At 73.0% G+C, this 19074-nt stretch carries 18 protein-coding genes and 1 pseudogene; 10 read left to right on the top strand and 9 right to left on the bottom strand.

From position 1 onward, the window contains the following. Nucleotides 1-198 precede the first annotated feature (198 nt). Nucleotides 199-2418, top strand: a complete 2220-nt coding sequence (locus FHX39_RS09270; protein WP_183337795.1) for an acyltransferase family protein — start codon at nt 199-201, stop codon at nt 2416-2418. A 22-nt stretch (nt 2419-2440) separates the two neighbouring features. Here FHX39_RS09270 and FHX39_RS09265 read toward each other — a convergent pair whose 3' ends face one another. Next, nucleotides 2441-2884 carry a MarR family winged helix-turn-helix transcriptional regulator gene (locus tag FHX39_RS09265; protein WP_183337793.1) on the bottom strand — a complete coding sequence of 148 codons (444 nt, stop codon included), beginning with the start codon at nt 2882-2884 and terminating at the stop codon, nt 2441-2443. Between the two features lie 214 nt (nt 2885-3098). Here FHX39_RS09265 and FHX39_RS09260 point away from each other — a divergent pair, with 214 nt between their 5' ends. Continuing rightward, a complete protein-coding gene (locus tag FHX39_RS09260; protein ID WP_183337791.1) occupies nt 3099-3569 on the top strand; it encodes a MarR family winged helix-turn-helix transcriptional regulator in 471 nt (156 codons plus the stop codon). Between the two features lie 12 nt (nt 3570-3581). On the opposite strand, the gene FHX39_RS09255 is transcribed toward FHX39_RS09260, so the two are convergent. The 5 genes from FHX39_RS09255 to FHX39_RS09235 are packed head-to-tail and all read right to left on the bottom strand — an operon-like array spanning nt 3582 to nt 8608. Then, on the bottom strand, nt 3582-4676 hold the full coding sequence (locus tag FHX39_RS09255) for a Gfo/Idh/MocA family protein (RefSeq protein WP_183337789.1): 1095 nt from the start codon (nt 4674-4676) through the stop codon (nt 3582-3584). Continuing rightward, nucleotides 4669-5481, bottom strand: a complete 813-nt coding sequence (locus FHX39_RS09250) for a ThuA domain-containing protein (RefSeq protein ID WP_183337787.1) — start codon at nt 5479-5481, stop codon at nt 4669-4671. The genes FHX39_RS09255 and FHX39_RS09250 overlap by 8 nt, the downstream gene beginning before the upstream one ends. A 42-nt stretch (nt 5482-5523) precedes the next feature. After that, nucleotides 5524-6360, bottom strand: coding sequence for a carbohydrate ABC transporter permease (locus FHX39_RS09245; protein ID WP_183337785.1), 837 nt, complete (start codon nt 6358-6360; stop codon nt 5524-5526). 10 nt (nt 6361-6370) lie between these two features. Then, a complete protein-coding gene (locus tag FHX39_RS22085; protein ID WP_183337783.1) occupies nt 6371-7336 on the bottom strand; it encodes a carbohydrate ABC transporter permease in 966 nt (321 codons plus the stop codon). Between the two features lie 27 nt (nt 7337-7363). Then, nucleotides 7364-8608: an ABC transporter substrate-binding protein gene (locus FHX39_RS09235; protein ID WP_183337781.1), complete on the bottom strand. Its 1245-nt coding sequence runs from the start codon at nt 8606-8608 to the stop codon at nt 7364-7366. 239 nt (nt 8609-8847) lie between these two features. On the opposite strand from FHX39_RS09235, the gene FHX39_RS09230 reads away from it, so the two are divergent. From FHX39_RS09230 to FHX39_RS09205, 6 genes are all read left to right on the top strand, one after another. Continuing rightward, the gene (locus tag FHX39_RS09230; protein WP_198423321.1) at nt 8848-9906 is read left to right on the top strand and encodes a LacI family DNA-binding transcriptional regulator; all 1059 of its coding nucleotides are present in this window, start codon (nt 8848-8850) and stop codon (nt 9904-9906) included. 89 nt (nt 9907-9995) lie between these two features. Continuing rightward, on the top strand, nt 9996-10394 hold the full coding sequence (locus FHX39_RS09225; protein ID WP_183337779.1) for a DoxX family protein: 399 nt from the start codon (nt 9996-9998) through the stop codon (nt 10392-10394). Nucleotides 10395-10534: 140 nt separating this feature from the next. After that, nucleotides 10535-11263, top strand: coding sequence for a hypothetical protein (locus FHX39_RS09220; protein ID WP_183337777.1), 729 nt, complete (start codon nt 10535-10537; stop codon nt 11261-11263). A gap of 202 nt (nt 11264-11465) precedes the next feature. After that, the gene (locus tag FHX39_RS09215) at nt 11466-11828 is read left to right on the top strand and encodes a hypothetical protein (RefSeq protein ID WP_183337775.1); all 363 of its coding nucleotides are present in this window, start codon (nt 11466-11468) and stop codon (nt 11826-11828) included. After that, nucleotides 11825-12328 carry a nuclear transport factor 2 family protein gene (locus tag FHX39_RS09210; protein WP_183337773.1) on the top strand — a complete coding sequence of 168 codons (504 nt, stop codon included), beginning with the start codon at nt 11825-11827 and terminating at the stop codon, nt 12326-12328. Before FHX39_RS09215 ends, FHX39_RS09210 begins: the two co-directional genes overlap by 4 nt. Before the next feature lie 102 nt (nt 12329-12430). Then, nucleotides 12431-13579: a nucleotide disphospho-sugar-binding domain-containing protein gene (locus tag FHX39_RS09205; RefSeq protein ID WP_183337771.1), complete on the top strand. Its 1149-nt coding sequence runs from the start codon at nt 12431-12433 to the stop codon at nt 13577-13579. A gap of 36 nt (nt 13580-13615) precedes the next feature. Here the strand turns inward: FHX39_RS09205 and FHX39_RS22420 are convergent, their stop codons facing one another. Further along, nucleotides 13616-14719, bottom strand: a complete 1104-nt coding sequence (locus tag FHX39_RS22420; protein WP_183337769.1) for a VanZ family protein — start codon at nt 14717-14719, stop codon at nt 13616-13618. A 202-nt stretch (nt 14720-14921) separates the two neighbouring features. Here FHX39_RS22420 and FHX39_RS22415 point away from each other — a divergent pair. Both FHX39_RS22415 and FHX39_RS21735 read left to right on the top strand, forming a co-directional pair. After that, nucleotides 14922-15371 (top strand): annotated as a pseudogene (locus FHX39_RS22415) (MFS transporter); the annotation flags it as partial. Continuing rightward, entirely contained in the window at nt 15326-16036 is a 711-nt protein-coding gene (locus FHX39_RS21735; protein WP_332836942.1) for an MFS transporter, read from the top strand. The pseudogene FHX39_RS22415 and the gene FHX39_RS21735, both read left to right, overlap by 46 nt. Before the next feature lie 49 nt (nt 16037-16085). Here the strand turns inward: FHX39_RS21735 and FHX39_RS09185 are convergent, their stop codons facing one another. Both FHX39_RS09185 and FHX39_RS09180 read right to left on the bottom strand, forming a co-directional pair. Then, nucleotides 16086-17336: an AGE family epimerase/isomerase gene (locus tag FHX39_RS09185; RefSeq protein WP_183337763.1), complete on the bottom strand. Its 1251-nt coding sequence runs from the start codon at nt 17334-17336 to the stop codon at nt 16086-16088. Beyond that, entirely contained in the window at nt 17329-19011 is a 1683-nt protein-coding gene (locus tag FHX39_RS09180; protein ID WP_183337761.1) for an alpha-amylase family glycosyl hydrolase, read from the bottom strand. The genes FHX39_RS09185 and FHX39_RS09180 overlap by 8 nt, the downstream gene beginning before the upstream one ends. Between the last annotated feature and the right edge of the window lie 63 nt (nt 19012-19074).

Below are 19074 nucleotides of genomic sequence, written 5' to 3'. Positions count from 1 at the left end.
TCACCTTGCTGTCCGATGGTCGTGCCGTTACGCTGCCGACGGCATCAATTCCGGGCCGGGTGCACGTACGGCTCGGACCCTGGACCGGGCGGACACCTCGCCTGGTGCTGCGCGACGACGACACGACGACGTACGTCCACACGCACCTGAACAGCTGAGGATCGGGCTTCCCCCACCCGTGAACCCGGAGGAGTCGTCATGTCCAGCACCGCCACCCCCACGGCCCCGAGGACGACGCCCGACGCGCCCTCGGAGGGCCGGCCCGAGCGGCGTCGCAGTCGGCAGCCCTCCTTCTCCACGCAGTCGTACCGCCACGGGTCCGGGGGCCGCGTCGGCCGCGGCACGAAGCAGCCGAGCCCCCGCTCCCGCTGGGACATCCAGGGCCTGCGCGCCTTCGCGGTGCTGGCCGTGGTGGCCAACCACGTCTGGGACTGGCCGCGTGGCGGTTTCGTCGGGGTCGACGTCTTCTTCGTCATCTCCGGCTTCCTGATCACCGGGCTGCTGCTCCGCGAGCACGACCGGACCGGCCGGATCTCGTTCTCCGGCTTCTACCGTCGCCGGGTCAAGCGGATCCTGCCCGCCTCGCTGCTCGTGCTGGCGGTCACGGTGGCCGCGTCGTGGTTCGTCTTCAACGTCGCGCGCTGGCAGGCGACCGCGGTGGACGGCGTGTGGGCCCTGTTCTTCGCCGCCAACTGGCGCTTCGCGCTGCAGAGCACGGACTACTTCGCCCACGACCGTCCGGTCTCGCCGCTGCAGCACTACTGGTCGCTCGGGGTCGAGGAGCAGTTCTACCTCGTCTGGCCCTGGCTGATGCTCCTGGTCCTGGTCCTGCTGGGCCGCTCCGCGGCGAAGAGCGTGCGTCCGCGGGTGGTGCTGGCCGCGCTCGTCGTCGTGCTGTCCGTCGCCTCGTTCGTCTGGGCGCTGCACGACTCGCAGGTCGCGGCCAACCGGGCGTACTTCTCGACCTTCTCCCGCACCTGGGAGCTCGGGGTCGGGGCGCTGCTGGCGATCGCCGTGCCGCTCGTCAGCCGGCTGCCCGACCGCCTCCGGCCGCCGCTCGCGTGGATCGGCCTCGCCGGGATGGTCGCCGGGGTCTTCCTCGTCGACCCTGCCGACGGCTTCCAGGCCCCCGCCGCCGCGCTGCCCGTGCTGGCCACCGCCCTGGTCATCGCCGCGGGCACCGGCGTCGCGCAGCAGCGCCTGCTCTTCCCGCTCACCAACCGGGTGTCCGGCTACGTCGGCGACATCTCGTTCTCGCTCTACCTGTGGCACTTCCCGGTCGTGATCCTCGGCCGGGCGGTGCTCGGGGGCGGCTTCTTGACCGGGCTGGTCCTGCTCGGCGTGGCCACGGTGCTCTCCGTCTACACCTACCACCTGGTCGAGGACCCGATCCGGCGCTCGCAGTGGCTCCAGCCCCGGGCCGACCGGCCGCGTCACCGCCGTCGGCGGCAGGGCGCCCCCGCCCGGCCGAGCCCGTTCACCCCCGCCTACCAGCGCACGGCCGTCAGCCTCCTCGCCCTCGCCACGGCGGTCCTGGTCGTCGTCACGTTCCAGACCCAGGCGCGGTCCACCAGCGCGGAACCGGCCCCGCTGGCGCTCCCGTCCGGTGGCGCCACCGGCGCGGCCTCGGCCCAGGACCAGCTCCAGGCCCGGATCGCGCAGGCGCTCACCGCGAAGGCGTGGCCGACGCTGTCGCCGTCGATGAACTCGGTCATGACGGGCGGGCTCGGCCCCGACGACATCCACAGCTGTGGCGGTGCCGACACCATCGACGAGGCCGCCTGCACCTGGGGCGACCCGAAGGCCGACCACACGATGGTCGTGGTCGGGAACTCGGTCGCGCTCGTCTACGTCGACCTGCTGCGGCAGGTCATCGGCACCGACCAGGGCTGGAAGGTCGTCTCGTACGGCATGTACGGCTGCGGCTTCCGCGACATGACGATCCTCGCCCCGCCGCCCGACGCGCAGAAGAGCTGCCGTCAGCGCCCCGACGACGCGGTCGCCGCGATCAACCGCCTCGACCCCGACGTCGTCGTGCTCGCCGGCACCGGCAACGTGGAGTCGGCCGAGGCGCAGATCAAGAAGATCACCGTGAAGCCGAAGCTCGTGCTGATGCCCGGCCCGCCCGCGGACAAGGACGTCAACGACTGCTTCAGCAAGGTCAGCACGCCCGCCGACTGCGTCTCCACGCCCGAGCCCAGCTGGGGCGTCCTCGAGGCCAAGGTGGCCCGCGACGTCGGCGGCGTCTACGTGAACACGCAGAAGTGGGTCTGCGTGGACAACCGGTGCCCGGCCTTCGTCGGCACCACCCCGGTCAAGCTCGACCGGTTCCACCTGACGAGCCCGTACAACACGCTGATCGCCCCGGCCGTCCGCGAGGAGCTCGTGTCGCGGGAGATCGTCGACCTCCCGGCCTGACCGACGACCGCCGCCCGACCCGTCAGGAGCCGAACCGGCGGCTCTCCTCGGTGAGGCCCGCCGCAAGCCCGGTCAGGGCGCAGGTGACGGTCTCGACGCTCGCCGGGTCGAGCCGGTCGAACGTCCGGGCCAGCCCCTCGCGGCACTCGGCGAGGATCTCCCACGCGTGGTCGGTGAGCTCGATCCGGTGCCGACGCCGGTCCTGCGGGTCGAGGGCCCGCCGGGCGTTGCCGGTCTGCTCGAGCCGGTCGACGAGCCCGGTGACGCCGGCGCTGGTCAGCCCGAGGAGCCGGGCGAGCTCGGTCTGCGACATCGGCCCGTGCTCGGCCAGGTAGCTGATGGCGTGCGTGTCGACCAGGGCCAGCCCGAAGTGCTGGGCGGCGGCAAGCCGGAAGGTGTCGGCGGCGACGATGACGGCGGACAGGGCCAGCGCGGAGGAACCGCGGTCCAGCTCGCTTTGGATCACGCGCGAACTTTAACCAGACGCGATCATCGGCGTCTGTGACTGTTAAGTTTCTCAGCAGTACCTGCACGACCTCTCAGGTTGACGACGCGAAGCGGCTGGACCCCAGATCTGTTGGAGGAACCTGGGACCCAGCCGGTCCGCGCGACCGGTCGGTGCGGTGCCGCAGACTTGTCTCCCCGGCCCCGGCCGGCCCACGCCGCTCCCGAAGGATCCCGTGTCCCCCGACGCCCCGCAGCCCGCCGACGGCCCCTCGACCGCCCTGCGCCTCGACGACCAGCTCTGCTTCGCGCTGTACGCCGCCACCAACGCGATCGTGCGCTCGTACCGCCCGCTGCTGAAGGAGCTCGGCCTCACCTACCCGCAGTACCTCGTGATGATGGCGCTGTGGGAGGAGGACGAGATCAGCCTGAGCGACCTCGCCGGCCGGCTCGACCTCCCGGCCCACGGGCTCAGCCCGGTGATCGAGCGGCTCGAGCAAGCCCACCTGCTCGACCGCCGCCGCGACGAGGACGACCGGCGCGTCTTCCGGGCCGCCCTCACGGGCGCCGGACGTGACCTCGAGCAGCAGGCCGCGATCGCCCAGCACCGCGTCCGCTGCGACACCGAGCTCGCGCCCGACGAGCTCGCCCGCCTGCGCACGGAGCTCCACGACCTCAGCGCCCGCCTGACCGGGCACCTGGGCTAGCGGCTCACGCGTTCAGCGTCGCCCCACCACCGCGTGCACGGACGGCCAGGACAGCAGCTGCGTACGCACGGCCTCGTTCTGCTCCACCTCGACCGCGGTCGCGTACGCCGCGTCCAGCACCTCGGCGATCGTCACCCGCCGGCCGGCCTCCGCCGACCTGGTGGCGGCCTCGACCATGGCCAGGCTCAGCACGTTCGCGTGCACCTCGCCCGAGGGGACGCCACCCTCGCGCAGCACGGCGACGAACTCGGCCAGCGAGCCGGCGATCTGCTCCGGCTCGTCCTCGACGACGACCGGCAGCGACGAACCGTCGGCGTCCTCGGCCACCGGCTCGCCGTCGCCGTCCCACAGGGCGGTGCCGCCGTCGGCGCTCACCCGCCAGCGCCCGTTCCAGGAGGTCTCCAGCCCGGGTGAGCACCAGCTCCCGGTGAAGCTGAAGCGTGCGCCGCCCTCGAACTCGAACACCGCGTTCGCGGCGGCATCCCCGCCGAACCAGCTCCAGGACGGGTTGAAGCTGTCGCAGAAGACCGACACCGGCTCGGTGCCGATCAGGTCGCGTGCGAGGTCGAACTGGTGGATCGCCATGTCCACGAGCAGCGGGTACGCCATCTCCTCGCGGAAGCCGCCGAAGTGCGGGGCCTTGAAGAACTCGCAGCTCACCGTGCCGACCCGCCCGAGCCCCGCGATCTGGCGGCGGTAGGCCGACAGGTGGCGCCAGTAGCGCCGCGACTGCGACACCATCAGCAGCCGGCCGGCCACCTCCGACACGGCCACCATCGACAGGCCCTCGGCGACCGACTCGGCCAGCGGCTTCTCGCTGAGCACGGGAAGGCCGCCGAGCAGGGCCGCGGTGCTCACCGCGTGGTGCGCCACCGGGACGGTGACGTTGACCAGGGCCTCGGCCTCGGGGCGCGAGCCGAGACCCTCCACCATGGTCGCCACCTCCACCCCGGGCCAGCCCTCCTCGTCGGCGGCCCGTCGCGCGGCGTCGACGTCGAGGTCGACCAGCCCGACCAGCCGGACGTCCGGGTTGGCGGCGAGGGCACGCAGCCACGTACGCCCCATCCCGCCCGCCCCGACCTGGACCAGACGCAGCGGCTCAGACACCCGCGGGCTCCGGCGTCTCCTCGACCGACTCGATGGCGCCCGCGTAGCTGCGGCCCTGGAAGAACTCACCCGTCTCGTAGCGGAGCAGCGTCGGCAGGGCGCGCTCGCCGTCGCTGGCGGCCCACCGCACGCCGTTGGCGATGACCCGGCGGACGTCGCGGTGGTGGTAGACGGGGAAGTCCTGGTCCCCCGGGGAGAAGAAGAAGATCTTGCCGTGCCCCCGGCGGAACGTGCAGCCGCTGCGGAACACCTCGCCGCCGCTGAACGACGAGATGAAGATCAGCTCGTCGGGCGCGGGGATGTCGAACGTCTCGCCGTACATCTCCTGGGCGTCGATGACGATCGGATTGGGCACGCCCTGCGTGATCGGGTGCGTCGCGTCGACGGTCCAGACCAGCTCGCGGTCCTGCTCGCTGCGCCAGCGGAGCGTGCAGGTCGTCCCCATCAGCCTGCCGAAGATCTTGGACCAGTGCGCGGAGTGCAGCACGAGCAGGCCCATCCCGGACAGCACGTGACGGTGCACCCGGTCGACGATCTCGTCGGCGACCTCCGCGTGCGCGGCGTGCCCCCACCAGACCAGGACGTCGGTGCTCGCGAGGACCTCCTCGGTCAGGCCGTGCTCCGGGTCGTCGAGGGTCACCGTCGTGACCGAGACGTCCTCCCCCAGGTTCTCGGTGATCCCGGCAGCGATGGTGGCGTGCATGCCGTCGGGGTAGATCGCGGCGACGTGGGGCTCGATCTGCTCGTGCCGGTTCTCCCCCCAGACGACGACGTTCAGGTGCTTGGTGGTGCTGCTGGACGACATGGGTGTCCCTCTCGAGGGGGTCGGATGAGTGGTCGGGTCGGGTTACTTGACGGCCCCGCCGGTGGCGCCGGCGGAGATGTAGCGCTGGGCGACGACCAGCAGGACGATCGCCGGGAGGGAGGCGAGCACGGCGGTGGCCATCACCGCGCTCCAGTTGGCGATGTGGGCGCCCAGGTAGGTGTAGATCCCGAGGGTGACGGGCACGACCTGACCCTTGGTGGTCAGCGTGAGCGCGTAGATGAAGTCGCTCCACGCGAACAGGAAGGCGAACAGCCCCGCGGTGATCAGCGAGTTGCGGCTGATCGGCACCACGATGGACAGGAACGCCCGGACCAGGCCGGCCCCGTCCACGCGAGCCGCCTCGACGATCGAGGGCGGCACGCCGAGCATGAACGACCGCATGATCAAGATGCCGAACGGGATCCCGCTCGCCGAGTTCACGACGATCAGCCCCGGGATCGAGTCCAGCAGCCCGATGCGCTCGTACGCGGTGTAGAGGGCGTTGGCGATCACGATGCTCGGGATCATCTGGGAGATCAGGATGGCGAGCAGGGCCCAGCTGATCCAGCGGAACCGGAACTGGGCGAGCGCGTACGCGCAGGGCGCGGCGACCAGCAGGGACAGCACGACCGTCCCCGAGGCGATCACCAGGCTGATCACCAGGTGGCCGCCCTGGTCGGCGATCGCCGCCCGGTAGCCGTCGAGGCTCGGGTGGGTCGGGAAGAAGGTGCCGGACAGGGCGTTGCCGCTCGGCTGCAGCGAGATGTTCAGCATCCAGTAGACGGGGAACAGCAGCAGCGCGAGCAGGACGATCGCGATGGCGGTCCGGACGGGACCGCGGGCGTGCCGGGCTTGCCCCTTGGACACAATGGCGGACATCGTCGCTCCCCTACTCGTCGACCTGGCGCCGGTTGACGCGCAGGTAGATGATCGCGAAGGCCAGCGAGATGACGATCAGGATGTTGCTCAGCGCGGCCCCCTGCCCGAACTTGAACTCCACGAAGGAGCGTTGGTAGGACTGCAGCGCGATGGTCTGGGTCGCGTTGGCCGGCCCGCCCTGGGTGAGGCCGAGGATGATGTCCAGGACCTTGAGGGTGTAGATCACGCCGAGCATCAGCACCACGCTGACCACCGCCCTGAGGTTGGGCCAGGTGATCGACCAGAAGGCCCGCCAGCCCGTCGCGCCGTCCAGTGCCCCGGCCTCGTACAGCTCGTCCGGGATGGCCTGCAGCCCGCTGTAGAGCAGGGTCAGGTTGAACGGGATGCCCAGCCAGATGTTGACCAGGATCACGGAGACCAGCGCCACCGAGGGCGACGTGAGCCACGGGACCGGCCCGTCGATGACGCCGAGGTTCTGCAGCGTGACGTTGAGGATGCCGCTGTCCTGCTCGAGGATCGCCCGCCACGCGGCGCTGCCCACGATCAGCGGCAGCAGCCACGGCAGCAGGAAGAGCGCGCGCAGCACCCCGTTGAGCGGAAAGCTCTGGTGGAAGAACAGCGCGAGCAGCATCCCGATCACGAACTGGCCGAGGATCGAGCCCAGCGTGAAGAGCGCGGTGTTGACGACGGCCTTCGAGAAGACGTCGTCGCTCACCACGGCGACGTAGTTGCTGAGCCCCACGAACGGGGCCTTGCCGGTGAAGAACGTCTTGAGCCCGTAGTCCTGGAAGCCCATCACCACGTTCTTGACGACCGGGTAGCCGAACAGGGCGACGATCGCCAGGCCCGCCGGCACCACGAAGAGGATCTTGGTGATCTCCTCGAGGCGCCGGCTGCCGCTCCGACGAGCGGTCGGAGGACGAGGCGCCGGTGCGTCCCTGGGCGGTGCGGGGGCGAGAGTCTTCGTGTCCGACACGACTCGGCTCCTCTCCTCGCCGACCCGTTAGCCGCCGGCCTTGGCCATCGCGTCCGCCGGAGCGGCCTGGCCGGTCAGCACGAGCTGCACGCCGGTGTAGATGATCTTGGCGGTGTCCGGCCACTTGGCGCCGAGCTTGCCGGTCCGGGCCCGGGCCTGGGCCACGGCGTCGGTGAAGCCGGCCATCTTGGGGACCTCGGTCTTGAACTGGTCGGCGAGCGCGAGCTTGGTCGGCACCAGACCGCCCTGCTTGGCGCGCAGCAGCTGGTTCGCGTCGGTGTTCATGCACTTCACCAGCTCGGCGGCCTTGGCCATCTTCGCCTGGTCGCCGGTCATGGGGACCGTCCACGCCTCGCCGCCGAGCGGGGCGACCGAGGCCTGGCCCGCCTGGTCGACCGGGAACGGGACGACGCCGTAGTCGACCTTCGCCTTGTCCAGGGCGGGTTCCTGCCACGGCCCGTTGAGCATCATGGCCGCGTTGCCGGCGATGAACTGGTCGTTCACGTCGGACTGCTTCCAGTTGACGACGCTCTTGGACGCGGAGCCGTCGTCGACGAGGTCCTTCCACAGCTGGAGGGCCCCCGCCACCTGCGGGGTCTTGAGGTCGGTCTCGTCACCGCCGTTGCTCCACATCGCCGGCAGGAACTGCCAGGCGCCCTCGTAGTCGGCGGTGGCGTTGAAGGCGAAGCCGTACTGCTTGCCGACGGTCAGCTTCTTGGCCGCCGTCCGGAGCTCGGCCCAGGTGGTCGGGGGCGTCACACCGGCCTTCTCCAGCACGTCCTTGCGGTAGAAGATCGCGATCGTGTTGGCCCCCGGCTGCAGGCCGTAGAGCTTGCCGTCGGCTCCGGTGGCCGCGGCGACCGGGCCCGGCGCGTAGCCGTCCGCGGTGATGCCGAAGTCGCCGAGGGGAGCCAACGCGCCGGTGTCGGCGATCTGCTGGATGTCGGGGTTGTCGAGCATCAGCACGTCGGGCAGGGACTTGGACGACGCCTGCTGCAGCACCTTCTGGATCAGGGTCGGACCGGGCACGGCCTCGCGCTCGATCGTGCCGACCCCGATCGAGGTGCCGCACGCGGTCAGCATGTCGCCGATCTGGGTCTTGCCGGGCTCGTCGGTGTAGTAGTCGAGGACCTTGAGGGTGTCGACGGTCGCGGACGCGTCCCCGCCCGACGACCCGGAGGACCCGCCGCCGCACGCGGCGAGGGAGAGGGGGGCCAGGGCGGCCAGGGCGGCGAAGGTCGCCACGCGCTTGGAAACCAGCTTCGTGATCATCGGTGCAGCTCCTTTGCTGACGCGACCGAGGGCGCGTCGGAGCGGCCGTGGACCCGGGCTCCTGCCCTCGTCCACGGACGTCGTCAACCCTCGGTTAAGCGCTTAACTACGCTTGTGAGGATCCTGGGACGGGCCCCACGGTTTGTCAAGGGTCCTTCGTCCCACGACCTCGGTCCGCGCCCCCGGACAGGCGCGTCGAGCCGTACGGTCAGGGCACCAGATCGGGAGGTGCGGGGGCGATGGCGGCGACCATGCGGGAAGTGGCGGAGGCGGCCGGCGTCTCGATCGCCACGGTGTCCTTCGTCGTCAACGACTCCAAGCGGGTGGCGCCGGAGACCCGGCGCAAGATCGAGGACGCCATGGCGCGGCTGGGGTTCCGACGCAACAGCGTGGCCCGGGCCCTGGCCAGCCGGCGGACCCGGATCGTGGCGCTGGTCTACCCGGCGATGGAGCACAAGCTGGGCGGGTCGGCGATGGAGTTCATCACCAGCGCAGCGCGGACGGCCGGCGAGGCCGGCTACCACCTGGTGCTGTGGCCGGTGAGCAACGACGCCGACGAGCTGACCGAGCTGGTGGGCCAGGGGCTGGTGGACGGCGTGCTGCTGATGGAGGTCCAGCTCGAGGACGCCCGCGTCGAGGTGCTCCGGGCGACGCAGACGCCGTTCGCCCTGATCGGTCGTTCCGCGGACCTCACCGGGCTGGTCTACGTCGACATCGACTTCGACCGCACGATGGAGCAGGCCGTCGACCACCTGTACGGGCTCGGTCACCGTCACCTCGTGCTGGTCACCGGCAGCCAGGCCGACGCGAGCTTCCGCAGCTACGGCCCGTACGTCCGCGCGGCGGACGCCTACCGACGCCTGGCCGCCGAGCGTGGCTTCGCGGTCGTGGTTCTGGAGTGCGGGCAGGACACCGACGGGGGCCGCGCGGTCGCCGAGGAGATCGTCTCCACGCGACCGTGGACGACGGGGGTCCTCGTCCTCAACGAGTTCGCCGCACCGGGGCTGGTCTCCGGCCTCCTGCGGCACGGGCTGCGCGTCCCCGACGACGTCTCGGTCCTGTCGGTCCTGACGTCGACCGAGATGAGCACGCTGGTCGACCCCGCCCTGACCGCGATGTCCTCACCCGGCCCGGAGCTCGGCGAGCTGGGCGTGCAGGCCCTCCTCCGGGTCCTCGACGGCGCCGACACCCTGCCGCCCCGGCTCCTCCCCGGCGTCCTCGTGCCCGGCGGCTCGACCGGACCGGTCCGGGCCGGGGCGGCTCCCGTCCCTGACCCGAGCTGCACCCCACGCAGTTAGGTCGTGCGCGACTGAGTTAGCGTCAGAGCCGACAGGATGACGACCGGAAGGCACGGGACCATGATCGACCTCTTCGCCGAGCCAGCACGATGAGCAGGGTCCGCACCGTCGCGCGCGTGGCTCTCGGCGGGATCCTGGTCTTCGCCGGGACGAGTCACCTCACGTTCGCCCGCAGGCCGTTCCGGGCCCAGGTCCCCGAGACCGTGGTCGAGGTCACGCCCCTGAGCACGGACCAGGTCGTGCTCGCGTCCGGGGTGGTCGAGATCGCCTTCGGTGCCACGATCGCCCTCGCGCCGGAGCGGCACCGCCAGCTCGTCGGGAACGTGGCCGCGACGTTCTTCACCGCCGTCTTCCCCGGCAACCTCGCCCAGCTCGAGCACCACCGCGACGCCTTCGGCCTCGACACCGACCGCAAGCGCCGCCTCCGGCTGCTCGGCCAGCCGCTCCTCGTGGCCTGGGCCCTCTGGTCCACCCGCACGCGCCGCTGAACCCCACGAGCCCACCCACCTGCGACCTCCGCCCCGCCCGTCGGCCGCACGACGAGCCGGGCGCCGACCGCCCCCGGCCTGCTTACGGCCGGGCGGGCCGGGTAACCACGTCGGGTCGGAGACGGGGAAGGGACCTGGACGTGACGCTGGAGCATGCGCACCGGAAGGCCGTCCGCCACCGGGTCACCATGACCGGGAGTCCCGAGGTGAGCCCGTCGGTGCTGTCCGAGGCGTGCGTCGACGTCCTGCCGACCGTCGAAGGTGCGGGCATCAGCCTGGCGCAGAGATCGCTGCGGGTGCCGCTCGGCTGGAGCAGCCCCACCGTCGGCATCGCGGAACGTGCGCAGACGACGCTCGGCAGCGGGCCGTGCATCGCCGCCATGCACGCCGGCGCGGCCCGGTCCGCCGACGCGGCGTGGATGGCGCAGTGGTGGCCGGTCTACTGGGACGAGCTGTTCCGGCTGACGCCGTACCGCTCGGTCGTCTCCCTGCCCCTCCGGCGGGCCGAAGAGCCTCCTTTCGGGGCGCTCGACCTGTACTCGACCGGGGAGGACCTCGCCTCGACCCTCTCGCTCCCCGACCTCGAGCACGCCGTGGCCGACCCCATCGCGGCCGTGCTGTCGGGGGCCTTCGCGGCGCTGTACGACGCCGACGCCGAGGTTCCCGAGTGGCTCGGCGACGACCCGGCGGTCGACCGGACGACCGTCTGGACGGCGGTCGGGATGGTCATCGCCGCCACCACCCAGAGCGACGTGGACGCCCTGGCCACGCTGCGGGGCTGGGCCTACCGCAACGGTCTCGATCTCGACGAGGTGGCCAGCAGCCTGGTCGACCGGGAGACGGAGGTCGCGACGGTCCTGGCTGGTTGACCCGGCCCCGCCGCCTCGGTCACCGAGCCAGGAGGCCCGCAGGGTCAGGACGTTGGTCCCTGGGTCCGCCGCCGTCCCCCTGCCATCCTGGGTCGGTCGGTGGCGCGGGGACCTGGTTCGACGCGCTGGGGGGCTCAGTTTCGCTCGGCTCCCGCGCTGCCGGTTCCCACGGGCCATGTCGCTCGGCACCGACCCTGGGACGATGCGCCGTGACCACGCCGCGCTCGCCCGGAAGTTCAGCTTCCGCGTCCAGGCTCCTCCGGCTCCGCGCCGCCCCACGCCCAGCAAGGACATCATCGCTTCGACGCGCTCCACCGACCTCGACCTCTCTGCACCGCCGACCACCGACACCGAACCCCGCCCCGAGTTCCTCGAGCTCGTCGGGCGGCTGTCGGCGACGTACTGCCCGCCCCTGCTGACGACCGAGGTGGTCGACGCGTCCCGGGCGGCGCTGGTCGGCCGGGCCCGCGGGCCGCTGGACGAGGTCGAGGTCCTGGCCCGCTCCGCGCTCGACGCCCGGCTGGCGGAGGCCGCGTCCCGGCCGACCGGCCCCCAGCAGTCATGACCACGGACGGCCGGGCCACCGTGCGCGACCCCGGCGACCTCCGCCTCGACCTGCGCCTCCACGGGCGGGGCCGGGTGCCCGGCCGGCGGGGACCGGTGTTCGACCTGACCGGTTTCGTGCGCGCCCGGGAGCACCGTGACCTCGGCGCCCGGGTCGCCTGGTATGCGGAGGACGCCGACATCCACGTCGTCGACCCGGCCAGCCCGCCCCCCGGCTCCCGGACCGTCCACGGCCGTCCGGCCATCCGGGCGTGGTTCGACAGCCTGGACGCGGCCGGCGGTCTGGTCACCGACCTCGTCGACGGCGGCGACGTCGTCGCCTTCACCGAGCGCTGGACGCGGCGGGACGGCACGTCGGTCGTGGCGGCCAGCACCGCGGAGGTCCGCGACGGCCTCGTGGCCGTGCAGCGCACCGTCCTCGCCTGGGGTGGCGCTTCCACCGCCGACCCGAGCGACGGGTGGACGCGGCTGGGCAAGGACCTCTGGACCACGGCGGGCTGACGCGGCCGTCACACCAGGCCACTGCCGCACGTCAAGGACCGCCGGCTGCCTGACGACCCCGGGGCTCGTCGTTCGCGACCCGGGAAATGCCATAGTCGGGATATGAAGATCCTCTTCGCCTCGGCGCCGGGCTACGGGCTGATGATGCCGCTCGTGCCGCTCGTGTGGGCGGCCCAGGCGGCCGGGCACACGGCCCGGCTCGCCACGACCGGTCGAATGTGCGCCGTCGCCGCGGGCGCCGGCCTCGAGGTGGTCGACGTGTGCCCCGACCAGGACCTCTGGGCTCGGTTGCAGGCCGGGGTCGGCAGGGGGCCGGGCGGAGGTCCGCCCGTGTCGCCCTTCCGCATGTTCACCGAGGAGATGACGCCGGGCACGGTCGAGGCGGCCCGGGAGCACGGGGCCGACCTCGTCGTCTGGACGTCCGACCACGGCAGCGGCGAGCTGGCCGCGACCACCCTCGGGCTGCCCGGCCTGGAGGTCGGCAACCGCGTCTCCTGGTCCACCCGCGACCAGGGTGGACCCGGGAGCGACATCTCCGGCGTCGCGGCGGTCCGTACGCAGCTGGGCCTGGACGGCACGCCGCTGCACATCGTCGCCCGCGTCGACCCACGGGCGCCGAGCATGGGCGGGCTGGTCGACGACGAGCCCGACCCGCGCGACGGCGTGCCCTGGTGGTCCATGCGGTACGTGCCGTTCAACGGCGGCGCCGTCGTCGAGCCGTGGGCCCGGCAGACTCCCGCCCGGCCGCGGGTGCTCGTGACGCTGGGCACCGTCGTCCCCACCGTGGCCGGGACCGACGTCGTCTCCGTGCTGCTGGCGGCGCTGGCCGACCTGCCCGTCGAGGTGGTCCTCGCGCTCGGTGACGCCAGCCTCCCGAAGGGGACGGAGCTGCCCTCGAACGTCCGCGCGGTCGGCTACCTGCCGTTGTCCGCCGTGCTCCCGACGTGCCGGCTGATCGTCCACCACGGCGGCTCGGGCACCACCGCCGCGCCGCTGCACTTCGGGGTGCCCCAGCTGGTCCTGCCCGCGTTCGCCGACAACCCGCTCTCGGCGAAGCGCGTCAGCGACCGTGGTGTGGGGCTGGCGCACGACCCGACCACGCTGGACGTCGAGACGGCCCGGGAGCTCGTCCTCCGGCTGCTGGAGGAGCCCGCCTTCACCACCGCCGCCGCCGAGGTCGCCGCCGAGATGGCGACCCAGCCCAGCCCGGCCGCGGTCGTGGCCCGGGTCGAGGAGGAGCTCGCCCGCTGAGGACGGCGACCCGGCTTGGCTCCGGCCGGGCAGCGGTCAGGCCGACGGCTGGCGCGGACGGGGGTGGTCGGCGCCGGTCCGGTCGTCCTCGAGCTGCCAGTGCACGACGCGGTACGCGAACCCGCCTCGGCCCGCCCCGACGAGCACCGCCACCACCGACGCGACGGCGAGGGCGGTCGCGGCCAGGTCGAGGAGGGGGATGCCGGCGCTCCGCAGCACCAGGTAGCCGCCGATGCCGAGGGCCCAGCGCAGGAGACGCGCCCCTCTCCCCGAGGTCGCTCCGGCCGTGCTCGTCGGCCGGAGGCGGACGACGAGCTCGCCGAGCGTGCGGCCGGTCCGCAGGACGAGCAGGGCGAGCAGCAGCCCCGGGACGAGCCCGGTCAGGACGACCGGCACCAGCCGGTCGGCGCGGGCCGGCAGGTCCACGTCGAGGGTCGCCGCGAGCACGCTCCACCCGACCGCGAGCACGCCCCCGGTGCCGACCCCGGCGGCCCAGTCGCACAGCATGCCGAGCAGCCGCCGACGGGCGGTGACCGGCCGGGGCTCGTCGGGGTCGCCGGTGCGCTGGCCGGGCACCAGCCGCAGCACCGGACCGAGCAGCGCGCCGAGCAGCGCACCCGACGTGTTGGCGATGAGGTCGTCGACGTCGAAGAGCCGGTAGGCGCAGGGGAACAGCGTCCACACCCCGGTCAGCTGGGTCAGCTCCACCAGCAGGGAGACGCCCAGCCCGATCGCGGTGCTGACCACAATCCCGCGGCGCAGCAGGTGCCGCAGGAACATCCCCAGCGGGACGAAGAGCGCGACGTTGAAGACGACCTGCTGCAGCGCCCGGTTCGTCGCCAGCCCGAAGACGCCGCCACGGTTCTCCCGGAGGACGTCGGCGACGAACTGCCCGGGACGCAGCTGCGGCGACACCCGGTGGACCGAGCAGAAGTCGGCCGTCAGCTCGGGCAGCGGCAGGAGCGTGTACGACACGAGGGCCAGCGCGTAGACCAGCGCGGCGAAGCTCAGCACGGTCGGCCCGAGCCCCAGCGTCCCTCGCCGCCGGTACTGCACGGCCACGAACGGCACCAGCAGGGCCAGGGCCACGAACAGGCTGGCGATCACCGCGATCACGGCCGGCAGGACGGTGCTGCTCATCCGGGTCTCCTCCCCGCCCGCGGCGCGGGCGCCCCTACTCTGCACCACGCGGGCCACGCGCCGGACTCCACTAGAACGTTCAAGTACGGTGGCTCGCGTGGGGACGACGGAGGTGGTGCGCGCGCCGCGCACGGGCGGTCGTGAGCTCGCCCCGCTGGTGCCGCTGGCCCTGGTCACCGGGATCTCGCCGCTGGCCACCGACATGTACATCCCGGGCCTGCCCGAGCTCGCGGCCGACCTGGGGACCACCCCCGCGGTCGCCCAGCTCACGCTGACCGCGTTCCTGGTCTCGTTCGCCGTCGGACAGCTGCTCATCGGTCCGCTCAGCGACGCCGTCGGCCGTCGGCGGCTCGTGCTGCTGGGCACGTTCGCCTTCGTCGTCGCGTCGGTCCTGTGCGCCGTCTCCCCCACAGCGCCGGTCCTGCTGGCGGCCCGCGTCCTGCAGGGGCTGGCCGGGGCCGCCGGCTCGGTGGCCGGGCGGGCGATGGTGACCGACGTCCTGGCGGGCGTACGCCGGGCCCGGGTCATCGCCGCGTTGTCGGCGATCAACGCCGTCGGGCCCGTGGTGGCGCCGCTGATCGGCGGCGCGCTGCTGGGGGTCGGCACCTGGCGGCTCACCTTCTGGGCGCTCGCCGCGGTCGGGCTCGCGCTCGCCGTGTCCGTGCTGGTGAGCTTTCCCGAGACGCTCCCGGCGGAGCGACGCTCGGCCGGGTCGGCCTGCTGGCCAGCGCCCGGCGGATGGGGTCGCTGCTGCGCATCCCGCGCTTCTCGCTCTACCTGGCCACCTCGTGCGTGGCCACGGTCGGCTTCTTCGCCTACATCGCGACGAGCGCCTTCGTCTTCCAGACCTGGTACGGCTACTCGACCGCGCGCTACACCCTCGTCTTCGCCACGAACGCGTCCTGCATGATCATCTCGACCCTGGTGTTCGGGAAGATCGTGGGCCGCGTCTCCGAGGACCGCCTCCTCACCGTCGGGCTGGCCGTGGCCACGGTCGGCTCGGCCGGCGTGCTCAGCGCCGCGCTCCTCCACGCCCCGGGCTGGGTCGTGTGGGTCTGCCTCGCCCTGGTCACGGGAGCGCAGGGCCTGGTGATCACCGGCTCCGCGACCCGGACGCAGGCCCTCGGGCAGGCGTCGCCCGGCACCGCCGCCGCCCTGGCCGGCGGCCTCGCCTTCGGGGTCGGAGGCCTCGGGACACCCCTGGCCGGACTGCTCGGCGGCACGCCCGCGGCCATGGGCGGCATCATGCTCGCGGGCCTCGGTCTCGGGCTGGTCCTGCAGACGGTCGGGCCCCGCCTGCTCGTGCGCGACCGCTGAACGACCTCCGGAGCTTCCCTCCGGGTGGCAGGTCGCGGGACCCGCGCGGTCAGCCCCGCTCCGACGCCACCGCCCCCGCAAGGCTGGCGGCGACCGGGAGCCGGGAGAGCAGCACCGCCTGGTAGGCGTGGTAGAGGTCGGGCTTGCCCGACCAGATGGTGCTCGTGGGTGAGTTCGTGGTGTCGAGCTGGTGGTGCCACGAGCCGCGGTCCTCGTCGACGAACACCCCGGCCACGTGGTCCCACCACGCCACGTACCGCTCGCGGTAGCGCGGTTCGCCGGTCAGCTGAGCCAGCGCGGCGGCGGCCCCGATCGCCTCCGCCGGCACCCAGAAGACCCGGTCGGGCACGACCGGCACCCCGTCCCAGCCCGTGGTGTAGACGAAGCCGGGGTGCTCCCCCTCGACCCAGCCGTCCTCGACGGCCCGGTCGAACAGCCGCGCCGAGGTCTCGAAGTGGCGGTCGGGCTCGCCCAGGGCGTGGCCGGTCTGCAGCATCAGCCGGGCCCACTCGAAGGCGTGCCCGATCGTCGCCCCGTACGGGCGGAAGGGGTCGTCCGGGTGGTCGCGGTTGTGCTCGAGCTGCGGCACCCAGCGCTCGTCGTAGTGCTCGGGGATGCGCCAGCCGTGCGTCCGGACCTGCCCCTCGACCCAGGCGCAGATCGCCCCGGCACGTTCGGCGTGCGCGCGGTCGCCGGTGGCGTCCGCCGCGGCCAGCAGCGCCTCGACGAGGTGCATGTTCGCGTTGAGGCCGCGGTAGGGACGGGTCACCGAGAGGTCGGCGGAGACGCTGTCGACGAAGAGCGGCGTCCCGGGGTCGGCGAACACCTCGTACGTCGTCCGCAGCGCGTCGGCCAGCAGGGCCGGACCGCCCGACTCCCCCGCGACCGTCGCCGTGGCGCCGGCCAGGACGACGAACGCGTGCGTGTAGGCCTGCTTGTCCGCATTCGGGGCCGGGTCGGCGGGGTCGGTCGGGCCGGCGGCGGGGTCCGGCACGTGCTCCAGCCAGCCGCCGTGCTCCCGGTCCCGGGCCGCGGTCGCCAGCCCGGCCAGCAGCCGGGCGGCGAGCGGCGTGCAGCCGGGGACGCCCCGCATCCCGCCGAGCAGGTAGACGTGGGCCATCCGGGCGGCCACGTAGACGTCGCCGGTCCGGGCGGGGTCGGGTGCGCCGTCGTCGTCGAGCCAGTGCGCGAGACCGTCGGAGCGGACCACGTGACGACCGAAGCGCAGCAGCGCGCGTTCGTGGGCCGCCAGCCAGCCGGTGTGGGCCGGCGGGTGCGACCAGCCGCGGGCCTCAGGCACCCCGCACCCACACGGTGGTGTCGGTCGGGACGGACCCGTCGACGAGCGGGCCGCTGGCCAGGAGCAGCTCGCCCGGCGGGACGGGCACGGGATCCGGTCCGAAGTTGGTGAGGCAGTGCCAGCCGCCCGCCCTGACCACGTGAAGGACGCCCGGCTCCGACGGGACCCACGTCAGGCCCTCCCCCGAGGTCAGCTCCCGGCGCAGCCGCAGGGCCCGGCGGTAGAGGGTGAGGCTCGAGGCGTCGTCGCCGTTCTCGCGGGCCACGCTCAGGTCGGCGAACCACGCCGGCTGCGGCAGGTGCGGCGGCGCCGAGGCGGGGTCGGGGCTGAAGCCGTACGACGACGGCTCGCTGGTCCAGGGCAGCGGCACGCGGCAGCCGTCGCGGCCCAGGCGCGTCCCGCCCGTCCGGAAGAACGTCGGGTCCTGGCGCTGGCCCGCGTCGATCTCGGCGACCTCGAAGAGGCCGAGCTCCTCGCCCTGGTAGAGGTACGCCGACCCGGGCAGCGCGAGCATCAGCAGCGTGGCCGCCCGGGCGCGCCGGGCCCCGAGCGCCTCGTCGACGGTGATGTCCGGGTCGACGCCGAAGCCGGGGATGTAGCCGATTGCGTTCGGCTGGCCCGCCGCCGCCGTGATCCCGTAGCGCGTCGGGTGCCGGATGACGTCGTGGTTGGAGAGCACCCAGGTCGAGGTGGAGCCGCTCTCGGCCGAGAGGTCGAGGTTCTCGGTGATCACGCGACGCCACGTCGGCGCGTCCCAGGGCGCGGAGAGCAGGTCGAAGTTGAACGCCTGCCCGAGGCTCTCCGGCCTCGCGTAGCGGGCCCGCCGGTGGGCCGGCACCCACGCCTCGGCGACGGCCATCCGCGGCGGGTCGTAGCGGTCGAACAGGGTCCGCCACTCGGCGTACACCTCCTGCACGGCATCGCGGTCGGAGTACGCGTGATTGCCGTCGGCCACGGTCGCCAGCGCGGCGAGGTCGGGCAGCGGCTCGGTCAGGTCCTTCACCAGCAGGTTGGCGACGTCGACCCGGAAGCCGTCGACACCGCGGTCGGCCCAGAAGGCGAGGGTGGCGAGGAAGTCGTCGCGGACGTCGCGACGGTCCCAGTTGAGGTCGGGCTGCTCGGGGGCGAAGAGGTGCAGGTACCACCAGCCGTCGGGAAGGCGCGTCCAGGCGGGCCCGCCGAAGTCGGACTCCCAGTCGCTCGGCGGCTGGTCGCCACCGGGCCCGCGCCCCGACCGGAAGACGTAGCGGTCGCGCTCGTCGGACCCCGGTCCCGCGGCCAGCGCCGCCTGGAACCAGCGGTGCCGGTCCGACGTGTGGTTGGGCACGATGTCGACGATCACCTTGATCTGGTGCGCGTGGAGCGCCGCAACCATCGCGTCGAACGCGGCCAGGTCACCCAGTTCCGGCGCCACGTCGCGGTGGTCGTCGATGTCGTAGCCGCCGTCGGCGAGCGCCGACGGGTAGAACGGGCTCAGCCAGACCGCGTCCACGCCGAGCGCGACGAGGTGGTCGACGTGCTCGCGCACCCCGTCCAGGTCGCCGATGCCGTCGCCGTCGCTGTCGGCGAAGCTGCGCGGGTAGACCTGGTAGACGACGGCGTCGCGCCACCAGTCGGCGGCTGCCGCGCCTTCGGCGAAGTGGGTGGAGCCGACGGAGTCGGGGGGCAGCGGCATGCGGACGTCCTTGTCACGAGAGTTCGGCGACCTGTGCACCGACATCGGTGCACAAGTGGACTA

It is taken from the genome of Microlunatus antarcticus (assembly GCF_014193425.1).
GTDB lineage: Bacteria > Actinomycetota > Actinomycetes > Propionibacteriales > Propionibacteriaceae > Microlunatus > Microlunatus antarcticus.
This window is presented reverse-complemented; position numbering and strand designations above follow the sequence as displayed.

What these genes read in the sequence shown, in the direction of transcription:
- FHX39_RS09270 (WP_183337795.1), top strand. Translation starts at nt 199, where the DNA reads ATGTCCAGCACCGCCACCCCCACGGCCCCGAGGACGACGCCCGACGCG.
- FHX39_RS09245 (WP_183337785.1), bottom strand. Translation starts at nt 6,360, where the DNA reads ATGTCCGCCATTGTGTCCAAGGGGCAAGCCCGGCACGCCCGCGGTCCC.
- FHX39_RS09210 (WP_183337773.1), top strand. Translation starts at nt 11,825, where the DNA reads ATGACCACGGACGGCCGGGCCACCGTGCGCGACCCCGGCGACCTCCGC.
- FHX39_RS09215 (WP_183337775.1), top strand. Translation starts at nt 11,466, where the DNA reads ATGCGCCGTGACCACGCCGCGCTCGCCCGGAAGTTCAGCTTCCGCGTC.
- FHX39_RS09180 (WP_183337761.1), bottom strand. Translation starts at nt 19,011, where the DNA reads ATGCCGCTGCCCCCCGACTCCGTCGGCTCCACCCACTTCGCCGAAGGC.
- FHX39_RS09225 (WP_183337779.1), top strand. Translation starts at nt 9,996, where the DNA reads ATGAGCAGGGTCCGCACCGTCGCGCGCGTGGCTCTCGGCGGGATCCTG.
- FHX39_RS09250 (WP_183337787.1), bottom strand. Translation starts at nt 5,481, where the DNA reads ATGTCGTCCAGCAGCACCACCAAGCACCTGAACGTCGTCGTCTGGGGG.
- FHX39_RS09235 (WP_183337781.1), bottom strand. Translation starts at nt 8,608, where the DNA reads ATGATCACGAAGCTGGTTTCCAAGCGCGTGGCGACCTTCGCCGCCCTG.
- FHX39_RS09205 (WP_183337771.1), top strand. Translation starts at nt 12,431, where the DNA reads ATGAAGATCCTCTTCGCCTCGGCGCCGGGCTACGGGCTGATGATGCCG.
- FHX39_RS22420 (WP_183337769.1), bottom strand. Translation starts at nt 14,719, where the DNA reads ATGAGCAGCACCGTCCTGCCGGCCGTGATCGCGGTGATCGCCAGCCTG.
- FHX39_RS09230 (WP_198423321.1), top strand. Translation starts at nt 8,848, where the DNA reads ATGGCGGCGACCATGCGGGAAGTGGCGGAGGCGGCCGGCGTCTCGATC.